Genomic DNA, 25,149 nt, shown 5'->3' on the forward strand with positions numbered 1-25,149 from the left:
CCGGGGAGCACGCCCCGGGGCCCGGCCCGCCGACCGGTTCAGCCCGCGCCGATCACGTCCCGGACCTCGGCGAAGTGGCACGCCGAGTCGTGCGCCGCCGGACCGCTGAGCGTGCTGGGCACCGCCAGCAGCGGGACCTCGGTGGCGCAGCGCTCCTCCGCCTTCCAGCAGCGGGTGCGGAACCGGCAGCCGGACGGCGGGTTGGCCGGCGACGGCAGGTCGCCGGTGAGCAGGATGCGCTCGCGCTGCTCCCGCCCGGTCGGGTCGGGCACCGGCACCGCGGAGAGCAGCGCCTGGGTGTACGGGTGGGTCGGGTGCGAGTAGATCTCGTCCTCCGTGCCGATCTCGACCATCTTGCCGAGGTACATCACCCCGACGCGGTCGGAGATGTGCCGGACGATCGAGAGGTCGTGCGCGATGAACATGTACGAGAGCTCGAACTCGCTCTGCAGCTGCTCCAGCAGGTTGATCACCTGCGCCTGGACGGAGACGTCCAGGGCGGAGACCGGCTCGTCGCAGATGATCAGCTCCGGCTTGAGCGCGAGCCCCCGGGCGATGCCGATGCGCTGGCGCTGGCCGCCGGAGAACTGGTGCGGGTACCGGTTGATGTACTCCGGGTTCAGGCCGACGACGTCCAGCAGGTCCTGGACGGCCTTGCGGCGGTCGCCCTTCGGCGCCACCTCCGGGTGGATCTCGTACGGCTCGCCGATGATGTCGCCGACCGTCATCCGCGGGTTGAGCGAGGTGTACGGGTCCTGGAACACCATCTGGATGTTGCGGCGCACCGCCTTCAGCCCGGCGCCGGAGAGCCGGGTGATGTCCTCGCCCTTGAACAGCACCTGGCCGGAGGTGGCCCGCTCCAGGTTCATCAGCACCTTGGCCAGCGTGGACTTGCCACAGCCGGACTCCCCCACGATGCCGAGCGTCTCGCCCTTCCTCAGCTCGAAGGAGATGCCGTCGACCGCCTTCACGGCGCCGACCTGCTTCTTGAAGACGATGCCCTGGGTCAGCGGGTAGTACTTGACCAGGTCCCTGACCTCCAGGATGGGCTCAGCCATGGAGGGTCTCCTTCCAGAAGTGGCAGGCGCTGCGGCGGCCCGGCAGATCGGCCCCGTCGGAGTCCAGCACCGGCACCAGCCGCGGGAGTTCGCCGCGGCAGCGGTCCGTCGCCCGGTCGCAGCGCGGGTTGAACGCGCAGCCCTCGGGGATCCGCAGCAGGCTCGGCGGCAGGCCCTGGATGGCGTAGAGGTTCTGGCCCTTCTGGTCCAGCCGGGGAATCGACCGGAGCAGGCCCTTGGTGTACGGGTGGGCCGGCCGCGCGTACAGCTCGTGCACGGGGGCGGTCTCGACGATCCGGCCCGCGTACATCACGGCGATCTTGTCCGCGACGTCGGCGACCACGCCGAGGTCGTGGGTGATCAGGATCAGGCCCATGTTGAACTCGGCCTGCAGCTCGGCCAGCAGGTCCATCACCTGGGCCTGGACCGTGACGTCCAGGGCGGTGGTCGGCTCGTCCGCGATGATCAGGTCCGGTTCCAGGGCCAGCGCCATCGCGATCATGATGCGCTGGCGCATGCCGCCGGAGAACTGGTGCGGGTAGTCGCCGACGCGCTGCCTGGCGGCGGGGATGCGCACCCGCTCCATCAGCTCGACGGCCCGCTCCTTGGCCTCCTTGCGGGAGGCCCCCTGGTGCACCCGGAACATCTCGCCCAGCTGGTAGCCCACGCTCAGCACCGGGTTCAGCGAGGAGAGCGCGTCCTGGAAGATCATCGCGATCTTCCGGCCGCGGACCGCCCGCCGGGCCTTGGGGCTCATGGTGAGCAGGTCCTCGCCCCGGAACCGGATCGCGCCGGCGGTGATCTTCCCCGGGGGCATGTCCAGGATGCCCATGATCGCCTGCGCGGTCACCGACTTGCCCGAGCCGGACTCCCCCAGCACCGCCAGGGTCTCCCCGGCCGACACCGAGTAGCTCACGCCGTTGACGGCCTTGGCCACGCCGTCCCGGGTGTGGAACTCGATGTGCAGGTCGTCGACCTCCAGGAGCGGCGTTCCGGGCACCAGGTTCTCCCGGCCGCCGCCGATCACCTCCACGGCATCCCGGCGCGGGGTGCCGTCCTTCGACTGCTTCGACAGCTTCGTCGTGTCACTCATCGTCCGCGGCCCTCCTCAGCGCAGCTTCGGGTCGAGGGCGTCGCGTACCGCGTCGCCGAGCATGATGAACGCCAGCACGGTGATGCTCAGCACCGCGGCCGGGAAGAGCAGCACGTGCGGCGCGGTCAGGAAGCGGGACTGCGCGTCGCTGATCATCAGGCCCCAGGAGATCGCCGGGGACTGGATGCCGATGCCGAGGTACGAGAGCGCGGCCTCGGCACCGATGTAGACGCCCAGGTTGATGGTCGAGACCACGATCACCGGGGCGACCGCGTTCGGCAGGATGTGCCGGGAGACGATCCGCCCGGTGCCGGCGCCGAGCGCCTTGGCCGCGACCACGTAGTCGTTGTGCTTGTTGGAGAGCACCGCCGAGCGCATCAGCCGGTAGATCTGCGGCCAGCCGAGGACGGCCATCACCGCGGAGACGGTCCAGGCGTTGCCCTTGCCCCAGGTGGACATGATCAGCATGCCGCCGAGCAGCAGCGGGATGGCGAAGAAGATCTCGGTGACCCGGGAGAGCAGGCTGTCCCAGATCCCGCCGATCCAGCCGGCCCAGAGGCCCAGCGTGCCGCCGACGGCGACCACCAGCGAGGTGGTCAGGATGCCGACGATGATCGAGTTGCGGGCGCCCCAGACGGTGCGGGTGTAGATGTCGCAGCCCTGGACGTCGAAGCCGAACCAGTGGTCCGCGCTGGGCCGCTTCAGCGAGTCGGACAGGTTGCAGAACCCCGCCGAGGTCGGGTCCCCGTCGGTGAACAGGCTCGGGGCGACGGCGAGCGCCACCATGAACAGCGCCAGGAACCCGCCGATCAGGAACAGCGGATTGCGCCGCAGGTCGTACCAGGCGTCGGTCCAGAGGCTGGCCACCCGCTCGTTGCCGGTCCGGCCGGCCTCGGCGCCCTTGGTGAGCACCGCGGTCCCGGGCGCCGCGGAGCCGGGCTGCTCGGGGATCGCCACCTTGGTGTCCTCGCTCTTCGTCGGCTCACTCATAGCGGATCCTCGGGTCCAGAACGGCGTACAGCAGGTCGACCACCAGGTTGGCGAACAGGTAGACGAGCACCAGGGCGCTCACGATGCCCACCACGATGGTGCGTTCGCGCAGGTAGACGGACTGGAAGAGCTGGTGTCCGACCCCGGGGATGTTGAAGATGCCCTCGGTGATGACCGCGCCGCCCATCAGCCCGCCGAGGTCCATGCCCAGGAAGGTGACGATCGGGATCAGCGCGTTGCGCAGGCCGTGCCGGACGACCACCCGCAGCGGGCTGAGGCCCTTGGCGACCGCCGTGCGGACGTAGTCCGCCCGCATCACCTCGATCAGGCTGGTCCGGGTGAGCCGCGCGATGTACGCCAGCGAGGTGGAGGCGAGGACGTAGGCCGGTAGCAGATAGGACCGGAAGCCGGCGTCCTCGTTGAACGAGACCGGGAAGAAGTCGATGCCGTAATCGGTGTTGAGCTTCACCCCGAGCACCAGTTGGAGCACGAAGCCGATCACGAAGACCGGGATCGAGATGACCATCAGGGTCGAGATCAGCACCACGTTGTCGATGAACTTGCCGCGGCGCAGGGCGGCGATCACACCCGCGGTGACACCCACCACCATCTCGATGACCAGCGCGGTCACCGCCAGGTTGATGGTGTACGGGAACGCCGTCTTCATGACGTCCACGACCTCGTTGCCGCGGTAGTCCTCCCCGAAGTCGCCCTTGAACAGGCCGACCAGGTAGTCCCAGTACTGGATGAAGAACGGGTCGTCCAGGTGGTAGCGGTCCCGCAGGACCGCGACGACGGCAGGGTCCTGCCGTTTCTCACCGGCCAGTGCCGTGATGGGGTCGCCAGGCAGCAGGAAGACCAGTGCGTAGATCAGGAACGTCGCGCCGAGGATCACAGGTATGGCCTGGATGATCCGGCGGACCACATAGCGGCCCATGCGGCCTCCTCGTGGTTCGGGGCACGCCCGTGACGGGCGGCACGGGGGTTGCCCGCGCCACCCGTCCCGGCGTGCCGGTCAGCTGGATGTCGGTTCAGGCCAGTTCGACGTTGGCCAGGTCCATCTGTCCCTGGGCGTTGACGTTCACGTTCTTGACGGTCTTGGTGTACGCCGCGGAGGACATGTAGGTGTAGACCGGGATGTACGGCAGGTCCTTGACCAGGATGTCGTCGGCCTGCTGGTAGAGCTTGATGCCCTCGGCGTCGGTCTTGGCCGCGTCCGCCTTGGACAGCAGGGCCTCGAACTCCTCGTTGACGTAGCCGCCGTAGTTGGACCCGTTGTCGATGGCGACCTTGGAGAAGATCGGCCGCAGGTAGTTCTCGATCGACGGGTAGTCCATCGACCAGGCCATCCGGAAGGCGCCGGAGTACTTGTGCTCGCCCAGCGCGGTGAGGATCGCGCCGAACTTCTCGAACGGCTTGAAGGTGACCTCGATCCCGAGGTTCGCCTTGAGCTGGTTGCCGACGGCCTCGATCCACTCCTTGTGGCCGCCGTCGGCGTTGTAGCCGATCTCCAGCGTGTTGCCGGGCAGGCCGCCGGCCTGGGTGAAGAGCGCCTTGGCCTTCGCCGGGTCGTACTTCGCGGCGTCGCCGAGCGCGCCCTGGCGGTACCCGGGAATGATCGGGTTGATGAAGTCGTCGGCGGGCTTGCGGGTGCCCGAGAAGATGGTCTTGGTGATCGATTCCCGGTCTATCGCCATCGAGATCGCCTTGCGGAGGTCCGGACTGGCGAATGCCGGATTCGTCGAGATCGGGAATCCGAGGTAACCGACGCCGGAATCCGGCTTGTAGATGTAGCGGTCGCCGAACTCCTGGGCGACGGTCGCCATCGCCGAGATCGGCAGCTTGTCGGTGATCTGGATGTTGTCCGCTCGCAGATCGTTGTAAGCGGTGTCCAGCTTGTCGTAAATCTTGAACGTGACGGAATCCAGCTTGGCCTTTCCGTCGGACGCCGGGAAGTTCTCGAAGCGCTTCACCTTGATCTGCTTGTTGTGCTCCCACTTCCCGTCGATCTGGAACGCGCCGTTGCCGATCGGCGCGTCCTCGAAGGCCTTCGGGTCGGTGAAGAACGCCTTCGGGAGCGGGAAGAACGCGTTGTAGCCGAGCATCGTCTTGAACTGCGAGAACGGCGCCTTGAGGGTGACGGTGAAGGTCTTGTCGTCGACGACCGCGAGGCCCTTGAGCTTGTCGGCGGTGGGCTTCTTGTCCTTGCCGGGGGCCAGCTCGTCGGAGCCGAGGATCTTGTCGAAGAACGGCAGGGCCTCCTGCGCGTTGTCCTGGTTGGCGCCGTAGTTCCAGGCGTCGACGAAGGACTGGGCGGTCACCTTCTCGCCGTTGTGGAAGGTGTAGCCGTCCTTCAGCTTGATCGTCCAGGTGGTGGCGTCCTGGCTCTCGATCGACTCGGCGACCCGGAGCTTGGGCGAGTTGTCCTTGATGTCGTAGTCGACCAGGCCCGCGAAGATCGCGTTGAGCACCTCGGCACCCTCGGACTCGGAGGTGTTCTGGGGCACCAGCCCGTGCTGCGGCTCACCCAGCTCGACGCTGATCGAGCCACCCTTCTTGCCCGACCCGGCGCCGCTCGCCTCGCTGGAGGACTTCTTGTCGCCGCCGGTGCTGCAGGCGGAGATCGCGAGTGCGGTGCACGCCGCGAGCGCGGTCCAACGCATGGTCTTGGTGAGCCTCATTCAAGTGCCTCTCGATTTAGGGGCTTACGAACGAACGGCGCCTCGCCAGTCGGTGTGCCGGGCATGGCAAGGGTCGACATCTCAGGGCCGATCCGCACAGTTGGCGAGGTGACCACTGATACGCGCAGAGCAACTATCGATCACCCGACCCCTCCGGCGGAATCCGCCTCACATCTCTTTTCAATTACATGCTCAGACCAAGTCATGACAATGCTCGCCAAATTCCGGCATATCGCACCTGGAATGCCGTGTTCCGGTTTCCGGATAACGAACAATAAGCTCCGGTATTCGATGCTTTACGGAGCGTAATGATCATTTTCGGGCCGGGAATTCCGGCGTTTCCGCAGGACAACGCAAGGGCGCGCCCTCCGGAGGGAGGACGCGCCCTTGGTGCGTGGTCAGGACAACTGTGTCAACTGGATTCGGGTGGGGGCTCCGGCGTGCCCGCCGCGCCCTCCCCGCCGTCCGGGCCCCCGCGCTCCGCCGCGAAGTGGCAGGCCGAGTCGTGCCGGGCGTGCCCGTCCAGCCAGGCCGGGGCGGCCAGCAGCGGCACCTCCACGGCGCACCTGTCCCGCGCCTTCCAGCAGCGGGTGCGGAACCGGCAGCCGGACGGCGGGTTGGCCGGCGACGGCACGTCCCCGACGAGCACGATCCGGTCCCGGGACTCGCGCGCCGTCGGGTCCGGCACCGGCACCGCGGAGAGCAGCGCCTGGGTGTACGGATGCGTCGCGTGGTCGTAGATCTCCCGGTCGGAGCCGATCTCCACCATCTTGCCCAGGTACATCACGCCGACCCGGTCGGAGATGTGCCGGACGATCGAGAGGTCGTGCGCGATGAACATGTACGAGAGGTTGAACTCGCCCTGCAGCTGCTCCAGCAGGTTGATCACCTGCGCCTGGACGGAGACGTCCAGGGCGGAGACCGGCTCGTCGCAGATGATCACCTCCGGTTTGAGCGCCAGCCCCCGGGCGATGCCGATGCGCTGGCGCTGACCGCCGGAGAACTGGTGCGGGTACCGGTTGATGTACTCCGGATTCAGACCCACCACGTCCAGCAGGTCCTGGACGGCCCGGCGCCGGTCGCCCTTCGGCGCCACCTCGGAGTGGATCTCGTACGGCTCGCCGATGATGTCACCGACCGTCATCCGCGGGTTGAGCGAGGTGTACGGGTCCTGGAACACCATCTGGATGTTGCGCCGCACCGCCTTCAGGGCGGAGCCGGAGAGCCGGGAGATCTCCTCCCCCTTGTAGCGCACCGATCCGCCGGTGGCCGGCTCCAGGTTCATCAGCACCTTGGCCAGCGTGGACTTGCCGCAGCCGGACTCCCCCACGATGCCGAGCGTCTCCCCCTGCATCAGGTCGAAGCTGACCCCGTCGACCGCCTTCACGGCGCCGACCTGCTTCTTGAAGACGACGCCCCTCGTCAGCGGGAAGTGCTTGACCAGGTCACGGACTTCGAGGATCGGCTCGCCGGGCCGCACGGCCTGCGCGAACGCCTCCTCCTTGGGAACCGCGGACCCGAGCGGGCTAGCCATGGAGGGTCTCCTTCCAGAAGAAGCAGGCACTGCCCCGCCCGGCCAGCTCGCTGCCGTCGTCCGCGGTGACCTGGAAGAGCTCGGGCACCTCGGCCCGGCAGATGTCCTGGGCGCGCGGGCAGCGCGGGTTGAACGCGCAACCCGGCGGGATCCGCAGCAGGTTGGGCGGCAGCCCCTTGATCGCGTAGAGCTCCTGGCCCTTCTGGTCCAGCCGCGGGATCGAGTCCAGCAGGCCCCGGGTGTACGGGTGGGCCGGCCGCGCGTACAGCTCGTGCACCGGGGCGGTCTCGACGATCCGGCCCGCGTACATCACGGCGATCTTGTCCGCGACGTCGGCGACCACGCCGAGGTCGTGGGTGATCAGGATCAGCCCCATGTGGAACTCGGCCTGCAACTCGGCCAGCAGGTCCATCACCTGCGCCTGCACGGTCACGTCCAGGGCCGTGGTCGGCTCGTCCGCGATGATCAGGTCCGGCTCCAGGGCCAGCGCCATCGCGATCATGATGCGCTGGCGCATGCCGCCGGAGAACTGGTGCGGATAGTCGTTGACCCGCTCCTTCGCCGCCGGGATGCGCACCCGGTCCATCAGCTCGACGGCCTTGGCCTTGGCCTCCTTGCGCGACGCCCCGTGGTGGGCCCGGAACATCTCGCCGAGCTGGAAGCCCACGCTCAGCACCGGGTTCAGCGAGGAGAGCGCGTCCTGGAAGATCATCGCGATCTTCTGCCCGCGGATCTTCCGGCGCTCCTCCTTGCCCATCGTCAACATGTCCTGGCCCCGGAAGCGGATCTCGCCCTGCGGGATGCGGGCCGGGGGCATGTCCAGGATGCCCATGATCGCCTGCGCGGTCACCGACTTGCCCGAACCGGACTCCCCCAGCACCGCCAGGGTCTCCCCCGCCCGGACGCTGTAGTTGACCCCGTTGACCGCCTTCGCCACGCCGTCCCGGGTGACGAACTCCACGTGCAGGTCCCGGACGTCCAGCAGCGGCCCCTCGTAGGGCGTCTCCCGCTGGGGCTTGCCGGTGTCGACAGCTGTGGTCACGATGAGTCCCCTCGCTCAGCGAAGCTTCGGGTCGAGGGCGTCGCGCACCGCGTCACCCAGCATGATGAAGGCCAGCACGGTGATCGAGAGCGCCACGGCCGGGAAGAACAGCACGTACGGGGCCGTCCGGATGACCTTCTGGGCGGAGGCGATGTCGATGCCCCAGGAGATGGTCGGATCCTGCAGGCCGATGCCGAGGAAGCTCAGCGTGGCCTCGGTCGCGATGTAGCCGCCCAGCGCGATCGTGGCGACGACGATCACCGGCGCGATCGCGTTCGGCAGGATGTGCCGGAACATCAACCGCCCGGTGCTCGCGCCGAGCGCCCGGCCGGCCACCACGTAGTCGGACTGTTTGACGGTCAGGACGGCCCCGCGCATGACGCGCGCGATCTGCGTCCAGCCGAGCACCGCGAGGGCGATGACCACGCTCCACACCGTGCGGGCGGAGAACGCGCCCAGCAGGACCAGCGCGCCGAGCAGCAGCGGGATGCCGAAGAAGATGTCGACGACGCGGGAGATCACGGCGTCCACCGCGCCGCCGAAGTACCCGGCGACCATCCCGGTCAGCCCGCCGAGCAGGGTGACCCCCAGGGTCACGAAGATGCCGACGGTGATCGAGGCACGGGCCCCGTAGACCACCCGGGCGTAGATGGACCGGCCCTGGCCGTCGTAGCCGAACCAGCCGGCGCCGAAGAAGTCCGACCAGTCCGGGCGCTTGAGGTAGTCGTTGACCAGGTCGGCCTTGCGCGGATCGGCGTCCGTGAAGGCCCAGGGGAAGATCGCCATCACGACCAGCAGGAGGATCAGGATCGCCGAGATCAGGAAGATCGGCCGGCGCCGCAGGTCCCGCCAGGCGTCGCCCCACAGGCTGCGGGCCTCCTCCCGCTTGGCCGGATCGCCCTCGACCAGGGTCTCCTGCTCGACCGCCATGCCCTGCTCGCCGGCGTAGTCCAGGTGGTCGACGCCCGGGGCCGCGTGCGGCTTGAACTCGCCCTCGTCACGCAGGTCAGGCATAACGGATCCTCGGGTCCAGGACCGCGTAGAGCAGGTCGACGATCAGGGAGGCGACCAGGTAGACGATCACCAGGACGGTCACGATGCCGACCACGGTGGGGCCCTCCTTCTGGTTGATCGCCCGGTACAGCACGTTGCCGATGCCCTGGACGTTGAAGATGCCCTCCGTGACGATCGCACCGCCCATCAGCGCGCCCAGGTCGGTCCCGAGGAAGGTGACCACCGGGATCAGCGAGTTGCGGAGCAGGTGGCGGGTGATGACGGTGCGCCGGGGCAGGCCCTTGGCGACCGCCGTGCGCATGTAGTCCGCCCGCAGGTTCTCCCCGATCGAGGTCCGGGTGAGCCGGGCGACGTAGGCGAGGGAGAGCGATCCCAGCACGATCGCGGGCAGGATCAGCTGGGAGAGGTCCTTGGAGTCCTGCACGGTCGGGGTGACCCAGCCCAGGTTGGTCGCGAAGATCGTCTGGGCGATGTAGGCCAGCACGAACACCGGGATCGAGATCACCACCAGGGTCAGGACCAGCACCAGGGTGTCCTGGAAGCTGCCGCGCCTGAGGCCGGAGACCAGGCCGAGCGCCAGCCCGACGATCAGCTCGAAGGCGAAGGCCATCAGCGCCAGCCGGATGGTGACCGGGAAGGCGTCCGCCATGATGTCGGTGACCGAGCGGCCGGTGAAGCTCGTCCCGAAGTCGCCCTGGAAGAGGTTCCCCATGTAGTGCAGGTACTGCTTCCACAGCGGCTGGTCGAGGTAGTACTTGTGCTTCAGATTGGCCACCACCGCCGGGTCGGCGGCCTTGTCCCCGAAGAGCGCCGCGACCGGGTCCCCGGGCAGCGTGTAGACCATCAGGAAGATCAGGAATGTGGAGCCGAAGAACACCGGGATCATCTGCAGCACCCGCCGCAGCACATAACTTCCCATCCGAGCCTCCTTCCTAGGTGACTGGTCGGCCCGTGACCGGGTGCGCAGGGCCGCGTGGGGGTCGAGTGCCCGGGCCCCGCCCTCCGTGCGGGGAGGGCGGGGCCGGCGCGAGGGGCTGGATCAGCCCTTGACCTCGACCTGGGTCCAGGCCGGGTTGCCGAAGGAGTCGAACTTCACGTTCTGGACGTTCGCCGAGTAGCCCGAGTTGGTGCGGTAGTACCAGAGCGGGATGGCCGGCATGTCGTTCGCCAGCACCGCCTCCGCCTTCTGGTAGCCCGTCACCGTGTCCGCCACGCTGGCCGCCTGGTCCGCCTCGGTGGCCAGCTGGTCGAACTGCGGGCTGCTGTAGCCGAAGTCGTTGGACGCGGCGCCGGTGCGGTAGACGTCGGCCATGAAGTTGGCGTTCAGCGGGTAGTCCTGCACCCAGCCGGTGCGGAAGGCGCCGTTGATCTGGTGGCCGGTGATCGCCGCGCGGGCGGTCTTGAAGTCGGGCTTCGGGTCACCCACGCAGTCCACGCCGGTGCTCTGCCGGATCGAGTTGCAGACCGCGTCCACCCACTCCTTGTGGCCGCCGTCGGCGTTGTAGGTGATCGTCAGCTTGTTGCCGGGGACGCCGCCGCCCTCGGTGATCAGCTGCTTGGCCTTGGTGGCGTCGAAGGTGCAGTTGTCGCCGCACTGGCCGGCCTTGTAGCCCTCGACGCCCTCCGCGACCCACGCGGAGGCCGGCTTGCGCGAGCCCTGCAGCACGGTCTTGGTGATGGTGTCGCGGTCGATCGCCATCGACAGCCCCTGACGGACCTTCGCCTTGTCCGGGCCGGCCCAGTCCGGCTGGTAGAGCGTGAAGCCGATGTTCTGGATCGCGCCCTGCGGCGAGTCGATCGCCCGGTCGCCCAGGTCGCTCTTGTACGTCGCCAGCGCGGACGGCGGCACCTGGTCCATCACGTCGAGGTTGTTGGACTGCAGGTCCGCGTAGGCGGCCTCGGACGTGTTGTACATCTTGAAGACGATGCCGCCGTTCTTCGGCTTGTCCACGCCCTGGTAGTTCGGGTACGCCTTGGTCACCACCTGCTGGTTGTGGCTCCAGCTGACGAACTGGTAGGCGCCGTTGCCCACCGGCTTCTGCCCGAACCCGGTCGGGTCGCTGAAGAAGGCGGTCGGCAGCGGGGAGAAGGCGATGTAGCCCAGCTTGTACTCGAAGTACGAGACCTTGGTGTGCAGCTTGATGGTGAAGTGCGTGTCGTCCACGACGGTCAGGCCGGACATCGCGGTGGCGGTCGGCTGGCCGCTGGCCGGGTGGACGTCCTGGTAGCCCTCGATGTCCGAGAACCAGGAGCTGTTGATCTGGTTGTTGCTGGTGGTCGCGCCCCAGTTCCAGGCGTCGACGAAGTTCTTCGAGGTGACCGGGGTGCCGTCGTGGAACGTCCAGCCGGTCTTCAGGGTGACGTTGAAGGTCTGCGAGTCGCTGGTCTCGATCGAGTCCGCGACCTGCATCCGGATCTTCGCGTTGCTGGGGTCGTAGTCCACCAGCCCCTTGAACAGGTTCTGCAGGATGCGGCCGCCGCCGGTCTCGTTCGCGTTCGCGGGCTGCAAGGGGTTCTGCGGCTCACTGCTCTGGTAACTGAAGGTCTTGCCGCTGTCCGACGAACTACTGCCTCCGCCGCTACTGCTGCACCCACTGGCCACCAGGGCCACAGATGTCGCAGCGGCGAGGACCCATCGAGCGCGAGTGGCTGCGGGCATGGAGGTCCCTCCTCAAGGTGTGTGTCGCATCACACCCCATGAGAAGCGCGGTGGCCCGGCGGCGCGAGCCAGGTACCCCCGGACGGGTGCAGCGGACCCCGCCCGGGGTTGACGCCGCCGCAGGAGCGCCAAACGCCGGAAGGGCCCGCGGCTTCGACAGCCGCGGGCCCTTCCGGGGAACGCCTCGGGGATCAGACGGCGGCGGCCGTCTCCCGGACCTCGGCGAAGTGGCAGGCCGACTCGTGGGCCGCCGCACCGCTGAGCGTGCTGGGCACCGCCAGCAGCGGGATCTCGGTGGCGCAGCGCTCCTCCGCCTTCCAGCAGCGGGTGCGGAACCGGCAGCCGGACGGCGGGTTGGCCGGCGAGGGGATGTCGCCGGTCAGGATGATCCGGTCCCGGGACTCGCGCGCCGTCGGGTCCGGCACCGGCACCGCGGAGAGCAGCGCCTGGGTGTACGGGTGCGTGGCGTTCTCGTAGATCGCCTCGTCCGTGCCGATCTCGACCATCTTGCCGAGGTACATCACGCCGACGCGGTCGGAGATGTGCCGGACGATCGAGAGGTCGTGCGCGATGAACATGTACGAGAGCTCGAACTCGCTCTGCAGCTGGTCCAGCAGGTTGATCACCTGCGCCTGGACGGAGACGTCCAGGGCGGAGACCGGCTCGTCGCAGATGATGATCTCGGGCTTGAGCGCGAGGCCGCGGGCGATGCCGATGCGCTGGCGCTGGCCGCCGGAGAACTGGTGCGGGTACCGGTTGATGTACTCCGGGTTCAGGCCGACGACGTCCAGCAGGTCCTGGACGGCCTTGCGGCGGTCGCCCTTGGGAGCCACCTCGGGGTGGATCTCGAAGGGCTCGCCGATGATGTCGCCGACCGTCATGCGCGGGTTGAGCGAGGTGTACGGGTCCTGGAACACCATCTGGATGTTCCGGCGGACCGCCTTCAGGGCGGAACCGGACAGCTTGGAGATGTCCTCGCCCTTGAACAGCACCTGGCCGGAGGTGGCCCGCTCCAGGTTCATCAGCACCTTGGCCAGCGTGGACTTGCCACAGCCGGACTCGCCGACGATGCCGAGCGTCTCGCCCTTCATCAGCTCGAAGGAGATGCCGTCGACCGCCTTGACCGCGCCGACCTGCTTCTTGAAGACGATGCCCTGGGTCAGGGGGTAGTGCTTGACCAGGTCCTTGACCTCCAGGATGGGCTCAGCCATGGAGGGTCTCCTTCCAGAGGTGGCACGCGCTGCGGCGGCCGGTGAGCTCCGTGCCGTCCTTGTCGGTCACCTGGTGCAGCTTCGGGATCTCCGTGCGGCACTGGTCGGTGGCGACGTCACAGCGGGGGTTGAACGCGCAGCCGGCCGGGACCTTCAGCAGGTTCGGGGGCAGGCCCTTGATCGCGTACAGCTCCTGGCCCTTCTGGTCCAGGCGCGGGATGGAGCGGAGCAGGCCCTTGGTGTACGGGTGCGCGGGGTTGGCGTACAGGTCGTGGACCGGGGCGGTCTCGACGATCCGGCCGGCGTACATCACGGCGATCTTGTCCGCGACGTCGGCGACCACGCCGAGGTCGTGGGTGATCAGGATCAGGCCCATGTTGTACTCGGCCTGCAGCTCCGCGAGGAGGTCCATCACCTGGGCCTGGACGGTGACGTCCAGGGCGGTGGTGGGCTCGTCGGCGATGATCAGGTCGGGCTCCATGGAGAGCGCCATCGCGATCATGATGCGCTGGCGCATGCCGCCGGAGAACTGGTGCGGGTAGTCGCCGACGCGCTGCTTGGCGGCGGGGATGCGCACCCGCTCCATCAGCTCGACGGCCTTGGCCCGGGCGTCCTTCTTGGACATGCCCTTGTGCACCCGGAACATCTCGCCGAGCTGGTCGCCCACGGTCATCACGGGGTTCAGCGAGGAGAGCGCGTCCTGGAAGATCATCGCGATCTTCTGGCCGCGGATCAGCCGGCGCTGCTCCTCCTTCATGGCGAGCATGTCCTCGCCGCGGAAGAGGATCTGGCCCTGGCTGATCTTGCCGGGCGGCATGTCCAGGATGCCCATGATGGTCTGGGCGGTCACCGACTTGCCGGAGCCGGACTCACCCAGCACCGCCAGGGTCTCACCGGCGGACACGGAGTAGTTGACGCCGTTCACGGCCTTGGCGACGCCGTCCCGGGTGTGGAACTCCACGTGGAGGTCACGGACCTCCAGCAGCGGGGTGCCGATTTCGAGGCGGCCGCTCTTCTGGTTCTTCTCGATCACGGTGGTCATCGGGTCGTCACCTCTTCTCTCAGCGGAGCTTCGGGTCGAGGGCGTCGCGCACCGCGTCGCCGAGCATGATGAACGCCAGCACCGTGACGCTCAGCACCGCGGACGGGAAGAGCAGCACGTGCGGGGCGGTCAGGAAGCGGGGCTGGGCGTCGCTGATCATCAGGCCCCAGGAGATCTCCGGGGACTGGACACCGATGCCCAGGTAGGACAGGGCGGCCTCGGCACCGATGTAGACACCCAGGCTGATCGCGGAGACCACGATCACCGGCGCGATGGCGTTCGGCAGGATGTGCCGGAAGGTGATCCGGAAGCTGCCGGCGCCGAGCGCCTTGGCCGCCATCACGTAGTCGTTGTGCTTGTTGGCCAGCACGGAGGCGCGCATGATGCGGAAGATCTGCGGCCAGCCGAGCACGGCCATCACGACGGAGACGGTGTAGGCGTTGCCCTTGCCGAGCATCGACATGATCAGCATGCCGCCGAGCAGCAGCGGGATGGAGAAGAAGATCTCGGTGAAGCGCGACAGGATGCTGTCGACCATGCCGCCGACCCAGCCGGCCAGCAGGCCGAGCAGGGCGCCGATCACGGTCACCGTGGTGGTGGTGAGCACACCGACGATGATCGAGTTGCGGGCACCCCAGATGGTGCGGGTGTAGACGTCACAGCCCTGCACGTCGAAGCCGAACCAGTGCTCGGCGCTCGGGCGCTTCAGGGAGTTGGCCAGGTCGCACGCGTCGCCCGAGAGCGGGTTGCCGTCGGTGAACAGCTGCGGCACGGCGGCGATCACCAGCAGGGCGGAGACGAGCACCGCGCCGATGATGAAGACCGGGTTGCGGCGCAGGTCGCGCAGTGCGTCGGACCAGAGGCTGGCGACGCGCTCGGGCTTCTGCTTCTTCTCCGGCGCGGCCTTCGGGGTCTTGTCCTCGGGCGCCTCGCTGCCCACGGTGATGGTGTCACTCATAGCGGATCCTCGGGTCGAGCACGGCGTACAGCAGGTCCACGAGCAGGGTGGTGATCAGGTAGATCATCACCAGCAGGGTGACCATGCCGACGATCACCGTGCCCTGCTTCTGGTACACGGACTGGGCCAGCAGGCCGCCGATGCCGTGCATGTTGAAGATCTTCTCGGTGATGACCGCGCCACCCATCAGACCGCCGAGGTCGGCACCGAGGAAGGTGACGATCGGGATCAGCGCGTTGCGCAGGGCGTGGCGGCCGATCACCCGACGGCGCTTCAGACCCTTGGCGACCGCGGTGCGGACGTAGTCCGCGCGCATGGTCTCCATCAGGCTGGTGCGGGTCAGTCGGGCGACGTACGCGAGCGAGGTCGACGCCAGCACGAAGGCCGGCAGCAGGTAGGCCCGCAGTCCGTCCTCCTCGTTGAAGGAGACCGGGAAGAAGTCGACGCCGTAGTCGGTCTTGAGCTTCACGCCCAGCACCAGCTGCAGCACGAAGCCGGTGACGAAGACCGGGATCGAGATGACGAACAGCGTGCTGATGAGCACCAGCTGGTCGATGAACTTGCCCTTGCGCAGGGCCGCCATGACACCCGCCAGCACGCCGATGACTGCCTCCATGATGAAGGCGACCAGGGCGAGGTTGACGGTGTACGGGAACGCCTCGCTGATCATGTCGGTCACGGAGCGACCGGTCAGACTCTCGCCGAGGTTCCCCTGGAAGACCCCTGAGATGTAGTTCCAGTACTGCAGCAGGAAGGGGTCGTTCAGGTGGTACTTCTGGCGGATCATTTCCGCCACGAGCGGGTCGGCTCGCTTCTCACCGGCCAGCGCCTGCACCGGGTCACCGGGCAGGTAGTGAACCAGGGCATAGATCAGCAGAGTCGCACCGAGCAGGACAGGGATCGCCTGTATCAGTCGGCGGATGACATAGCGGCCCATCAGACCTCCACACTTTCAAGCAAGGAAGGGAGGCGGGAGGACCGGGACTGTAGTCCGGTCCGCCCGCCCCCGTTCGTCTGACTACCGGATCAGCCGGCGAGCTCGACCTCGTCCAGGTTCATACGGCCCTGGGCGTCGGTGTCGAAGTTCTTGATCTTCTTGCTGTACGCGGCGGAGGACATGTAGGTGTACACCGGGATGTACGGCAGGTCCTGCACCAGGATGTCGTCGGCCTGCTGGTACAGCTTCTGGCCCTCGTCCTGGGTCTTCGCCTGGTCGGCCTGGTTCAGCAGGTCCTCGAACTTGTCGTTGACGTAGCCGCCGTAGTTCGAGCCGTTCTCGATCGCGACCTTGGAGAAGATCGGACGGAGGTAGTTCTCGATCGACGGGTAGTCCATCGACCACGCCATGCGGAAGGCGCCCGAGTACTGCTTCTCGCCCAGCGCGTCGAGGATCTTGCCGAACTTCTCGAACGGCTTGGTGGTGACCTCGATGCCCAGGTTCTTCTTCAGCTGGTTCGCGACGGCCTCGATCCACTCCTTGTGGCCGCCGTCGGCGTTGTAGCCCAGCTCGATGGTGTTGCCGGGAACACCGCCGGCCTGGTCGAAGAGCGCCTTGGCCTTGGCCGGGTCGTACTTCGCCGCGTCGCCCATGGCGCCCTTGCGGTAACCCGGGATCAGCGGGTTGACGAAGTCGTCGGCCGGGACGCGGGTGCCCGAGAAGATCGTCTTGGTGATCGCCTCGCGGTCGATCGCCATCGAGATCGCCTTGCGGATCTCCGGCTTGCCGTAGGTGGCCGGGTTGGTGGCGATCGGGAAGCCGATGTAGCCGACGCCGGACTCCGGCTTGTAGATGTAGCGGTCGCCGAACTCGCCCTTGACGCTCGACAGGGCCGAGATCGGCAGCTTGTCGGTGGCCTGGATGTTGTCGGCGCGCAGGTCGTTGTACGCGGTGTCCAGGTTGTCGTAGATCTTGAAGGTGACGCCCTGGAGCTTCGCCTTGCCGTCCGAGGCAGGGAAGTTCTCGTAGCGCTTGACCTTGATCTGCTTGTTGTGCTCCCAGGCGCCGTCCATCTCGAACGGGCCGTTGCCGATCGGCTTGTCGGCGAACGTCTTCGGGTCGGTGAAGAACGCCTTGGGCAGCGGGTAGAACGCGTTGTAGCCCAGCATGGTCTTGAACTGGGAGAACGGCTGCGTCAGGGAGACGGTGAAGGTCTTGTCGTCGACGACCGTCAGGCCCTTGAGCTTGTCGGTGGTCGGCTTCTTGTCCTTGCCCGGGGCCAGGTCCTCGGAGCCCTCGATCTTGGCGAAGAACGGCAGGCCCTCGGCCGCGTTGTCCTGGTTGGCGCCCCAGTTCCAGGCGTCGACGAACGACTGGGCGGTCACCTTCTCACCGTTGTGGAAGGTGTAGCCGTCCTTCAGCTTGATCGTCCAGAGCTTGCTGTCGGCGCTCTCGATCGACTCGGCGACGCGCAGCTTCGGCTCGTTGGTCTTGTTGTCGTACTCGACCAGGCCGGCGAAGACGGCACCGAGAACCTCGGCACCCTCGGACTCCGCGGTGTTCTGGGGAACCAGACCGTGCTGCGGCTCGCCGAGCTGGACGGCGATGGTGCCGCCGCCGGAAGAGGCCTTGTCACTGCTCTTCGAGCTGGTGCTGCAAGCGGTCGCCGCGAGGGCGATAGCGGTCGCCGCGACGATCCACTTGGTCTGGGTTGCACCGCGCATGGGGGATGCCTCCTGAAATCGACTTTCCAACGAGGAGAGCACCACGGTCGGCTGACGCCGCTTCCGTTGTGCCGTCCGCGCTCGTGGTTTCGGCGCGCACCCCTGCGCGTTAACCCTTGACCCGAGCCTGACTGCACCCACTATCCGTCACGCACGGACACGAAAGTGACCACTAGCGATCTCAATTAGGTCACATGAACGGTCGGTAAGTTTCGAAAATCGGACATAAGAGACATACTCAGACAGGCATCAAACGGACAGTCGTCATGAATGACGGACTGTCACGTTCGCTCAGCGGACACCTTGCTGTGTTAAGCGATATTCCGTTTATACGCGCGTCGACAGCGTGGAGTAGTGAAAACGATCGCCCCCCTCTCCGTTGGAAAGGGGGGCGATCGATTCAGGCCAAAGGGCGCTCAGAAGGAAGTGGTCACGCCTTCTTGGCGCGCGAAGCCGTGCGGCCGCGCTCCTTCTGGTCCAGGACGACCTTACGGATGCGAACCGTCTCCGGAGTCACCTCGATGCACTCGTCCTCGCGGCAGAACTCCAGCGACTGCTCCAGCGAGAGCTTGCGCGGCGGCACCAGGTTCTCGGTGGTGTCGGAGGAGGCCGCACGCATGTTGGTGAGCTTCTTCTCCTTGGTGATGTTGATGTCCATGTCGTCCTGGCGCGAGTTCTCGCCGACGATCATGCCCTCGTACACCTCGGTGGTGGGCTCGACGAAGAGCGTGCCGCGCTCCTGGATGCCCATCATCGCGAACGGCGTCACGACGCCCGCGCGGTCCGCCACCAGCGAGCCGTTGTTGCGCATCCGGAGCTCGCCGAACCACGGCTCGTGGCCCTCGAAGATGGAGTGCGCGATGCCGGTGCCGCGGGTGTCGGTCAGGAACTGGGTCCGGAAGCCGATCAGGCCGCGCGACGGGACGATGAACTCCATGCGGACCCAGCCGGAGCCGTGGTTCGTCATGGTCTCCATGCGGCCCTTGCGGGTCGCCATCAGCTGGGTGATCGCGCCGAGGTACTCCTCGGGGCTGTCGATGGTCATCCGCTCGACCGGCTCGTGGGTCTTGCCGTTGATGACCTTGGTGACGACCTGCGGCTTGCCGACGGTCAGCTCGAAGAGCTCCCGGCGCATGGTCTCGACCAGGATGGCCAGCGCCAGCTCGCCACGGCCCTGGACCTCCCAGGCGTCCGGACGCTCGGTCGGCAGCACGCGGAGCGAGACGTTACCGATCAGCTCGCGGTCCAGGCGGTCCTTCACCATGCGGGCGGTGACCTTGTGGCCCTTGCCGCCCTTGCCGACCAGCGGCGAGGTGTTGGTGCCGATGACCATCGAGATGGCCGGCTCGTCCACCGTGATCAGCGGCAGCGCGATCGGGTTCTCCAGGTCGGCCAGGGTCTCGCCGATCATGATGTCCGGGATGCCCGCGACGGCGCAGATGTCGCCGGGGCCGGCCACCTCGGCCGGCTTGCGGGTGAGCGCCTCGGTCATCAGCAGCTCGGTGATCTTCACCTGCTGGATCGAACCGTCACGCTTCATCCACGCGACCTGCTGGCCCTTGCGCAGCTCGCCCTGCTCGACGCGGCAGAGCGCGATGCGGCCGAGGAAGTTGTCCGCGTCCAGGTTGGTGACGTGGGCCTGGAGCGGGGCGTCCTCGTCGTAGGTCGGGGCCGGGACGGCCGACAGGATGGTCGAGAAGAACGGCTCCAGCGAGTCGCTGTCGGCCGGGACGCTGCCGTCCTCCGGCTTGGTCATCGAGGCGACGCCGTCACGCGCACAGGCGTAGACGATCGGGAACTCGATCTGCTCCTCGGTCGCGTCGAGGTCCAGGAAGAGGTCGTAGGTCTCGTTGATGACCTCGTCGATCCGGGAGTCCGGACGGTCGGTCTTGTTGATGCAGAGGATCACCGGGAGCTTGGCGGTGAGCGCCTTGCGGAGCACGAAGCGGGTCTGCGGCAGCGGACCCTCGGAGGCGTCGACCAGGAGAACGACCGCGTCCACCATGGACAGACCGCGCTCGACCTCACCACCGAAGTCGGCGTGGCCGGGGGTGTCGATGATGTTGATCGTGATCGGGGCGCCACCCTCCTTGGGGTGGTACTTCACGGCGGTGTTCTTCGCGAGAATGGTGATGCCCTTCTCGCGCTCCAGGTCGTTGGAGTCCATCATGCGGTCATCGAGGTGCTGGTGGGCGGCGAAGGCACCGGCCTGCTTCAGCATGGCGTCGACCAGAGTGGTCTTGCCGTGGTCGACGTGGGCGACGATGGCAACGTTGCGGATGTCATTGCGCGTGGGCATGCTGAGCGGATTCTCCCGGAATCGTGGGTTTCGGCGCCCGGCTGCGTGACGCCGACCGGCGATCCGTTGTGATCACCGCCGCCCGTTCCGCCTGCTACTACCGGTCCACCCGCCGGGCAGGACATGCCACGGCTTCCTCCTATCGTACGGGGAACCCTCCAGGTCGGCAGAAACGGGCAGGTCGGGCGGGATCAAGATCACAAGTGGATCACCGGCACGCCACCCGGCCGACGCCGTGCCGGGGCCCCCGGTCACGCACCGCCGGGCCCGGCCGGGCCGGGCGTCGTCCGCGTGGTCGCCCCGGCCCGCGCACGGTCAGGGGGCGAGGAACCCCACGTCCTGGAAGCGCGGCCGGCCGAAGCCCCAGGCGCCCGCGCCCGCCACGTCCGACCGGACCGCGACCAGGTCCGGCCGCTGGTAGAGCGGTACCGAGTGGCCCAGCTGCCAGATCCGGGTGTCGGCCTCCTGGAGCAGGGCCAGGTGGGCGGCGGGGTCGAGCTCGGCGGCCGCGCGGTCGAAGAGGCGGTCGATCTCCTCCGTCCCGGAGCGGCCGTAGTTGCTGCCGGCCTCCAGGGCGCCGTCCGCGCCGGGGCGCGGCTTGGCGTAGACGGCACGCTGGTCGACCGCCGGGTGGGGGCCGGCCGGCCAGGAGAACAGGGCGAGGTCGTAGTCGCCGGTCGCCAGGTGGTCCCGGACGAAGGCCTCGGCGGGCGCCGCCACCGTCCGGAGCGCGATGCCCGCGCCGGCGAGGTCGGCGGTCAGCGCGTCGGCGGTGCGCCGGGCGGTGGCCGAGCCGGCCGGGACCAGCAGGGCGAGGGCCAGCTCCCGGCCGTCCCGGACCCGGGTGGCGCCGGCCACGGGCCGCTTCCAGCCGGCCGCGTCCAGCAGCCGGCCCGCGTCCGCCGGGCCGAGCGCGGCGCTATTGTCCCGGTAGCCGTCCTGGTCACCGGCGAACAGGTGGCTGCCGAGCGGGGCGGCGGCGAGGCCGAGCGGGGTCAGCGCGGCACCGGCGACCCGGCGCCGGTCGACCGCGCGGGCCAGGGCGAGCCGGACGGCCGGGTCGGTGAGCGGGCCGCGGGCGGCGTTCAGGGTGAGCTCGGTGAGCGCGGCCGCGGCGGCCCGGTGCACGGTGATGCCGGGCAGGGCCTCCGCCCGCCGCAGCGCCCGGTCGGCGGCCTCCGGCGCCGCGGCGGGCGGGGCGGCGGGGGTCGCGGACGCGGTCGCGGCCGGGGACCCGGAGCCGGAGGCGGACCCGGATACGGAGGCGGAGCCGGAGGCGGACGCGGACGGGGTGGGCGGAGCGGCCGGGGCGGAGCCGGCCCGGTCGACCGCCGCGGTGAGCGAGGCGATGTCCAGCCGGTCCTGGTCGAGCGCGTCCAGCCGGCCCTCGGCCGGGACCACCAGGAAGTCGATCCCGTCCGCCTTCGGCCGGTCCCCCCACCAGTTCGGGCTGCGCACCAGGCTCACCCGCCCGCCCGCCGGGTCGTACCGGGAGAGCCGGAACGGACCCGCCGTCGGCTCCGGCCCGTCGGTCAGCGGGCGGTTGAACGCCGCCGGGGAGCCGGTCACCGCGGCCGGGTAGAGCGGACCGAACAGGGCGCGCCACTCCGCGTACGGCCGCCGGAAGGTCACCTTCACCTCGTGCGGGCCGGCCCCCTGGGTGATCGAGTCGATCGCGTCGTACCCGGCCGGACGGTTCCCGGCGTAGGCCGGGTCGAGGCCGGAGAGGGCGGCCCGCTGCGCGCCGAAGTCGGCGGCCGAGAGCGGGGTGCCGTCGCTCCAGACGGCCTGCGGGCTGAGCCGGTAGGTGACCACCTGCGGCTGCTGTCCGGGCGGGGTGCACTCGGCGGACTCCAGGTAGTCCGGGTCGGCGACCGGCCGGCCGTGCTCGTCCGGCCGGAACAGCGAGGGGTAGAGGGCGTGGGCGAGCAGCGCGCTGTCCGCGGTCGCGGTCGGCTGGTAGACGTTGAGCGTGGCCGGGGCGGCGTCCAGCGCCCAGCGCGGCGTGCCGCCCTCCCGGACGGCGGCACGGTCGGGCGGGCCGACGTCCCCGGTGACGGCGGTGGGCGGGGCCGGTACGGGAGCCGGTACCGGCGGGTGGGCCGGGGCCGGGCCGCCGGAGCAGCCGGCCAGGGCGCCGGTGGCGAGCAGCAGCGCGGCGGCTGCGGCGGTGAGCTGGCGGACGCGCATGGCGGCCATCGAACGCCGACCCGGTCGGGGCGGCCGTCCCGACACGGCGGCCGCCGGGGGACTGCACCCGGACAGCCGATCCGCGCGGCGGCCCCGAGCGTGCCCGGCCGAGGGCGACCGGTCCGGGGGCGACCGGCCCTACAGCGACAGCTCGAACCAGACGATCTTGCCCTTGGGCGTCCGCCGGCTCCCCCAGCGCTCGGCCAGCAGGCTGACCAGCTGGAGCCCGCGCCCGCCCTCGTCGGTCTCCTGCGCGCGCCGCTGGCGCGGCTGGGCGTAGCCGTCGTCCCAGACCTCGCAGACCATGCTGCGGTCGCGCAGCAGTCGCAGCCGGATCTCGCCCCGGCCGTGCCGGAGCGCGTTGGTGACCAGCTCGCTGACCAGCAGCTCGGTGGTGTCGACCAGCTCGTCCAGACCGCGCGCCAGCAGCCAGCTGCAGGCCAGCTCGCGGGCCTTGGCGACGGAGGTCGGCTCGGGCGGCAGGAACCAGTTGCCGACGGCGTCGTCGGGGAAGGCGTGCACCTTGGCCATCAGCAGGGCGATGTCGTCCTCGCCGTGGTGCGGGTTGAGCTCGCCGAGGACGTGGTCGCAGAGGTTCTCCAGGCTCTTGCCCTCCGCCGACAGCGCGATGCGGAAGGCGCGCAGGCCCTCGTCCAGCTGGTGCTTGCGGCTCTCCACCAGGCCGTCGGTGTACAGGCCGAGCACGGCGCCGTCCGGCAGGGTCAACTCGACCTCCTCGAAGGGCTCGCCGCCGACGCCGAGCGGCAGGCCGGGCGGGACGTCGAGCATCCGGGCGGGCTCGTCGGGGCTGAGCAGGACGGGCGGCAGGTGGCCGGCGTTGGCGAAGACGCAGCGCCGGGTGACGGCGTCGTAGACCGCGTAGACGCAGGTGGCCAGGTAGACCTCGCGGGCCTCCTCGTCGGCGGTCGAGGTGAGCCGCCCGTACGGGGTGGGCGAGCCGGCGGGCGCGGAGTCGTCGCCCAGCCCGCGGGCGATCTCGTCGAGGGCGGTGAGCACCTCGGCGGGGTCGAGGTCGAGCATGGCCAGGGTGCGGACGGCGGTGCGCAGCTGGCCCATCGCGACGGCGGCGCGCAGGCCGCGGCCCATCACGTCGCCGATGACCAGCGCGGTGCGGTTGCCCGGCAGCGGGATGACGTCGAACCAGTCGCCGCCGACCTCGGTGTTGTTGTTGCTGGGCAGGTAGCGGCAGGCGATCTCCAGGCCGCTGGCGGCCGGGTTGCCCGGGGGCAGCAGGCTGCGCTGCAGGATCAGGGCGCGCTCGTGCTCGCGGCGGTAGAGCCGCGCGTTGTCGATGCAGACGGCGGCGCGGGCCACCAGTTCCTCGGCGATGGCGACGTCACGGGCGTCGAACGGCTCGCTGCCGATCGCGCGGGAGAGCTGGACCAGGCCGAGCACCTGGTCGCGGGCGACCAGCGGCACGATCAGGGTGGAGCGCAGCAGCGGGTCCGGCCCGGGCTCGGGGACGACGCTGCGGCCGGTGCGCAGCGCGCGGGCGTGCGGCGAGCGGCGCGGGTAGCAGAGCGTGCCGCCGGCCTCGGCGATCGGCAGGCCGGTGACCGAGCCGAGCACGGAGGAGGCGCCGCCGACCACGCTGGAGACGGCGACCCGGCGCAGCTCGCCGCTGCCGTCGGTGAGCACGCCGTCGCCGTAGCGGCCGGCGCTGGGGACGGTCTCGCCGGAGAGCAGCGCGGTGTAGAGGTCGACGGTGGCGAGGTCGCAGAACGGCGGGACGACGACGTCCAGCAGTTCCTTGGCGGTGGTCTCCAGGTCGAGGGTGGAGCCGATGTGCGCGCTGGCCTCGTTGAGCAGGGCGAGGTTGCGGCGCACCCCGTCGGCCTCGCGCTCGGCGACGTGCCGGGAGGTGACGTCGGAGACCTGGCCGGCCACGCCCATCGGCTGCCCGGCCGAGCCGTTGAGGCGGTAGAGCGAGACGGCCCAGAGCCGGTTGCCCTCGCGGGTCGGCACGGCGGAGTGGAAGCGCAGGTCGAAGACGGGCTCGCCGGTGGCGAGGACCTTGCGCAGGGCGGCGGTCAGCCGGTCGGCCTCGGGGGCCGGGAAGAGGTCGTGCGCGGTCAGGCCTTCGAGGTCGGTGGGGGCGAGGCCGACCCCCGAGGCGAAGGCGTCGTTGACCCGCTGGAGCCGGAGCCGGTCGTCGAACAGGACGAAGCCGGTCGGGGTCTGGCCGAAGACGGCCTCGGAGGCGGCGAGGTCGGTCTCGATCCGGCGCAGCCGGCCGAGGTCGACCGCGAGACAGGTGGCACCGGCGGTGGGCAGCGCGCTGTCGGGCATCAGGTAGAGCTCGGCGAGGCCCTCGCCGCCGGTGGCGTCGCGGTAGGGCGTGGTGCCCACCCACTCCTCGCCGGCCAGCGTGCGCTCCAGCCGGGTGCGGCCGCGCTGCCAGAGCTCGCGCGGGACGAAGGTGCTGATCGGATCGGCCCCGACCGCGTCGACGGCGGGCACGCCGAAGAACTCGGCGGCGCGCTCGCTCCACTGGCTGATCCGGCCGTCCGGGCCGATCGCGAAGGTGGCGACCCGGATGTAGTCGTAGATCGAGCCCGGGTCCCCCGCGCCCCACTGGTGGGCGCCGACCACCGGGCGGGCCGCCCGGCCCTGCCCCGCGGAAGGGGCGGGCAGGTGTGGCGAACCGGCCTGCCCGGGCACAGCGGCATGACCGCTGCTGCTCGGCGCGTTACGCG

Annotated in this window: 18 protein-coding genes; all 18 read right to left on the minus strand. The window is 69.2% G+C overall.

All coding sequences use genetic code 11. The annotated features are described in order from the left end of the window. Positions 1-38: 38 nt before the first annotated feature. The 18 genes from ACFWA9_RS08765 to ACFWA9_RS08850 all read right to left on the minus strand — a co-directional run bounded on the left by ACFWA9_RS08765 (position 39) and on the right by ACFWA9_RS08850 (position 25,114). Complete coding sequence (locus ACFWA9_RS08765; RefSeq protein WP_380384692.1) at positions 39-1,058, minus strand: ABC transporter ATP-binding protein; 1,020 nt, start codon at positions 1,056-1,058, stop codon at positions 39-41. Further along, a complete protein-coding gene (locus ACFWA9_RS08770; RefSeq protein WP_380384695.1) occupies positions 1,051-2,151 on the minus strand; it encodes an ABC transporter ATP-binding protein in 1,101 nt (366 codons plus the stop codon). The genes ACFWA9_RS08765 and ACFWA9_RS08770 overlap by 8 nt, the downstream gene beginning before the upstream one ends. 15 nt (positions 2,152-2,166) lie before the next feature. After that, positions 2,167-3,141, minus strand: a complete 975-nt coding sequence (locus ACFWA9_RS08775; protein ID WP_352290023.1) for an ABC transporter permease — start codon at positions 3,139-3,141, stop codon at positions 2,167-2,169. After that, complete coding sequence (locus ACFWA9_RS08780; RefSeq protein WP_329489447.1) at positions 3,134-4,078, minus strand: ABC transporter permease; 945 nt, start codon at positions 4,076-4,078, stop codon at positions 3,134-3,136. Before ACFWA9_RS08780 ends, ACFWA9_RS08775 begins: the two co-directional genes overlap by 8 nt. 94 nt (positions 4,079-4,172) lie before the next feature. Then, positions 4,173-5,822 (minus strand): ABC transporter substrate-binding protein, encoded by a 1,650-nt coding sequence (locus tag ACFWA9_RS08785; RefSeq protein WP_352290021.1) that lies wholly within the window; start codon positions 5,820-5,822, stop codon positions 4,173-4,175. Between the two features lie 412 nt (positions 5,823-6,234). Further along, a complete protein-coding gene (locus ACFWA9_RS08790) occupies positions 6,235-7,356 on the minus strand; it encodes an ABC transporter ATP-binding protein (RefSeq protein ID WP_380384700.1) in 1,122 nt (373 codons plus the stop codon). Further along, a complete protein-coding gene (locus ACFWA9_RS08795) occupies positions 7,349-8,398 on the minus strand; it encodes an ABC transporter ATP-binding protein (protein ID WP_380384703.1) in 1,050 nt (349 codons plus the stop codon). Before ACFWA9_RS08795 ends, ACFWA9_RS08790 begins: the two co-directional genes overlap by 8 nt. Before the next feature lie 15 nt (positions 8,399-8,413). Beyond that, complete coding sequence (locus ACFWA9_RS08800) at positions 8,414-9,328, minus strand: ABC transporter permease (RefSeq protein WP_352290041.1); 915 nt, start codon at positions 9,326-9,328, stop codon at positions 8,414-8,416. A 76-nt stretch (positions 9,329-9,404) separates the two neighbouring features. Further along, positions 9,405-10,331, minus strand: coding sequence for an ABC transporter permease (locus tag ACFWA9_RS08805; protein ID WP_352290017.1), 927 nt, complete (start codon positions 10,329-10,331; stop codon positions 9,405-9,407). A 120-nt stretch (positions 10,332-10,451) separates the two neighbouring features. Continuing rightward, positions 10,452-12,071 (minus strand): ABC transporter substrate-binding protein, encoded by a 1,620-nt coding sequence (locus ACFWA9_RS08810; protein ID WP_352290015.1) that lies wholly within the window; start codon positions 12,069-12,071, stop codon positions 10,452-10,454. Between the two features lie 191 nt (positions 12,072-12,262). After that, on the minus strand, positions 12,263-13,282 hold the full coding sequence (locus ACFWA9_RS08815) for an ABC transporter ATP-binding protein (RefSeq protein WP_380384708.1): 1,020 nt from the start codon (positions 13,280-13,282) through the stop codon (positions 12,263-12,265). Then, positions 13,275-14,324, minus strand: coding sequence for an ABC transporter ATP-binding protein (locus ACFWA9_RS08820; RefSeq protein WP_329489440.1), 1,050 nt, complete (start codon positions 14,322-14,324; stop codon positions 13,275-13,277). The genes ACFWA9_RS08815 and ACFWA9_RS08820 overlap by 8 nt, the downstream gene beginning before the upstream one ends. A gap of 19 nt (positions 14,325-14,343) precedes the next feature. Then, a complete protein-coding gene (locus tag ACFWA9_RS08825; protein WP_352290009.1) occupies positions 14,344-15,282 on the minus strand; it encodes an ABC transporter permease in 939 nt (312 codons plus the stop codon). After that, the gene (locus ACFWA9_RS08830) at positions 15,275-16,219 is read right to left on the minus strand and encodes an ABC transporter permease (RefSeq protein WP_352290007.1); all 945 of its coding nucleotides are present in this window, start codon (positions 16,217-16,219) and stop codon (positions 15,275-15,277) included. The genes ACFWA9_RS08825 and ACFWA9_RS08830 overlap by 8 nt, the downstream gene beginning before the upstream one ends. Positions 16,220-16,308: 89 nt before the next feature. Further along, the gene (locus ACFWA9_RS08835; protein ID WP_380384713.1) at positions 16,309-17,943 is read right to left on the minus strand and encodes an ABC transporter substrate-binding protein; all 1,635 of its coding nucleotides are present in this window, start codon (positions 17,941-17,943) and stop codon (positions 16,309-16,311) included. Between the two features lie 430 nt (positions 17,944-18,373). After that, positions 18,374-20,242, minus strand: a complete 1,869-nt coding sequence (gene typA, locus ACFWA9_RS08840; protein ID WP_329489436.1) for a translational GTPase TypA — start codon at positions 20,240-20,242, stop codon at positions 18,374-18,376. A 315-nt stretch (positions 20,243-20,557) separates the two neighbouring features. Next, complete coding sequence (locus tag ACFWA9_RS08845) at positions 20,558-22,432, minus strand: ABC transporter family substrate-binding protein (RefSeq protein WP_380384716.1); 1,875 nt, start codon at positions 22,430-22,432, stop codon at positions 20,558-20,560. A gap of 138 nt (positions 22,433-22,570) precedes the next feature. Further along, positions 22,571-25,114 carry a SpoIIE family protein phosphatase gene (locus ACFWA9_RS08850; protein ID WP_380384719.1) on the minus strand — a complete coding sequence of 848 codons (2,544 nt, stop codon included), beginning with the start codon at positions 25,112-25,114 and terminating at the stop codon, positions 22,571-22,573. Positions 25,115-25,149 lie beyond the last annotated feature (35 nt).

This window comes from Kitasatospora sp. NPDC059973 (assembly GCF_042737525.1).
Classification (GTDB): domain Bacteria; phylum Actinomycetota; class Actinomycetes; order Streptomycetales; family Streptomycetaceae; genus Kitasatospora.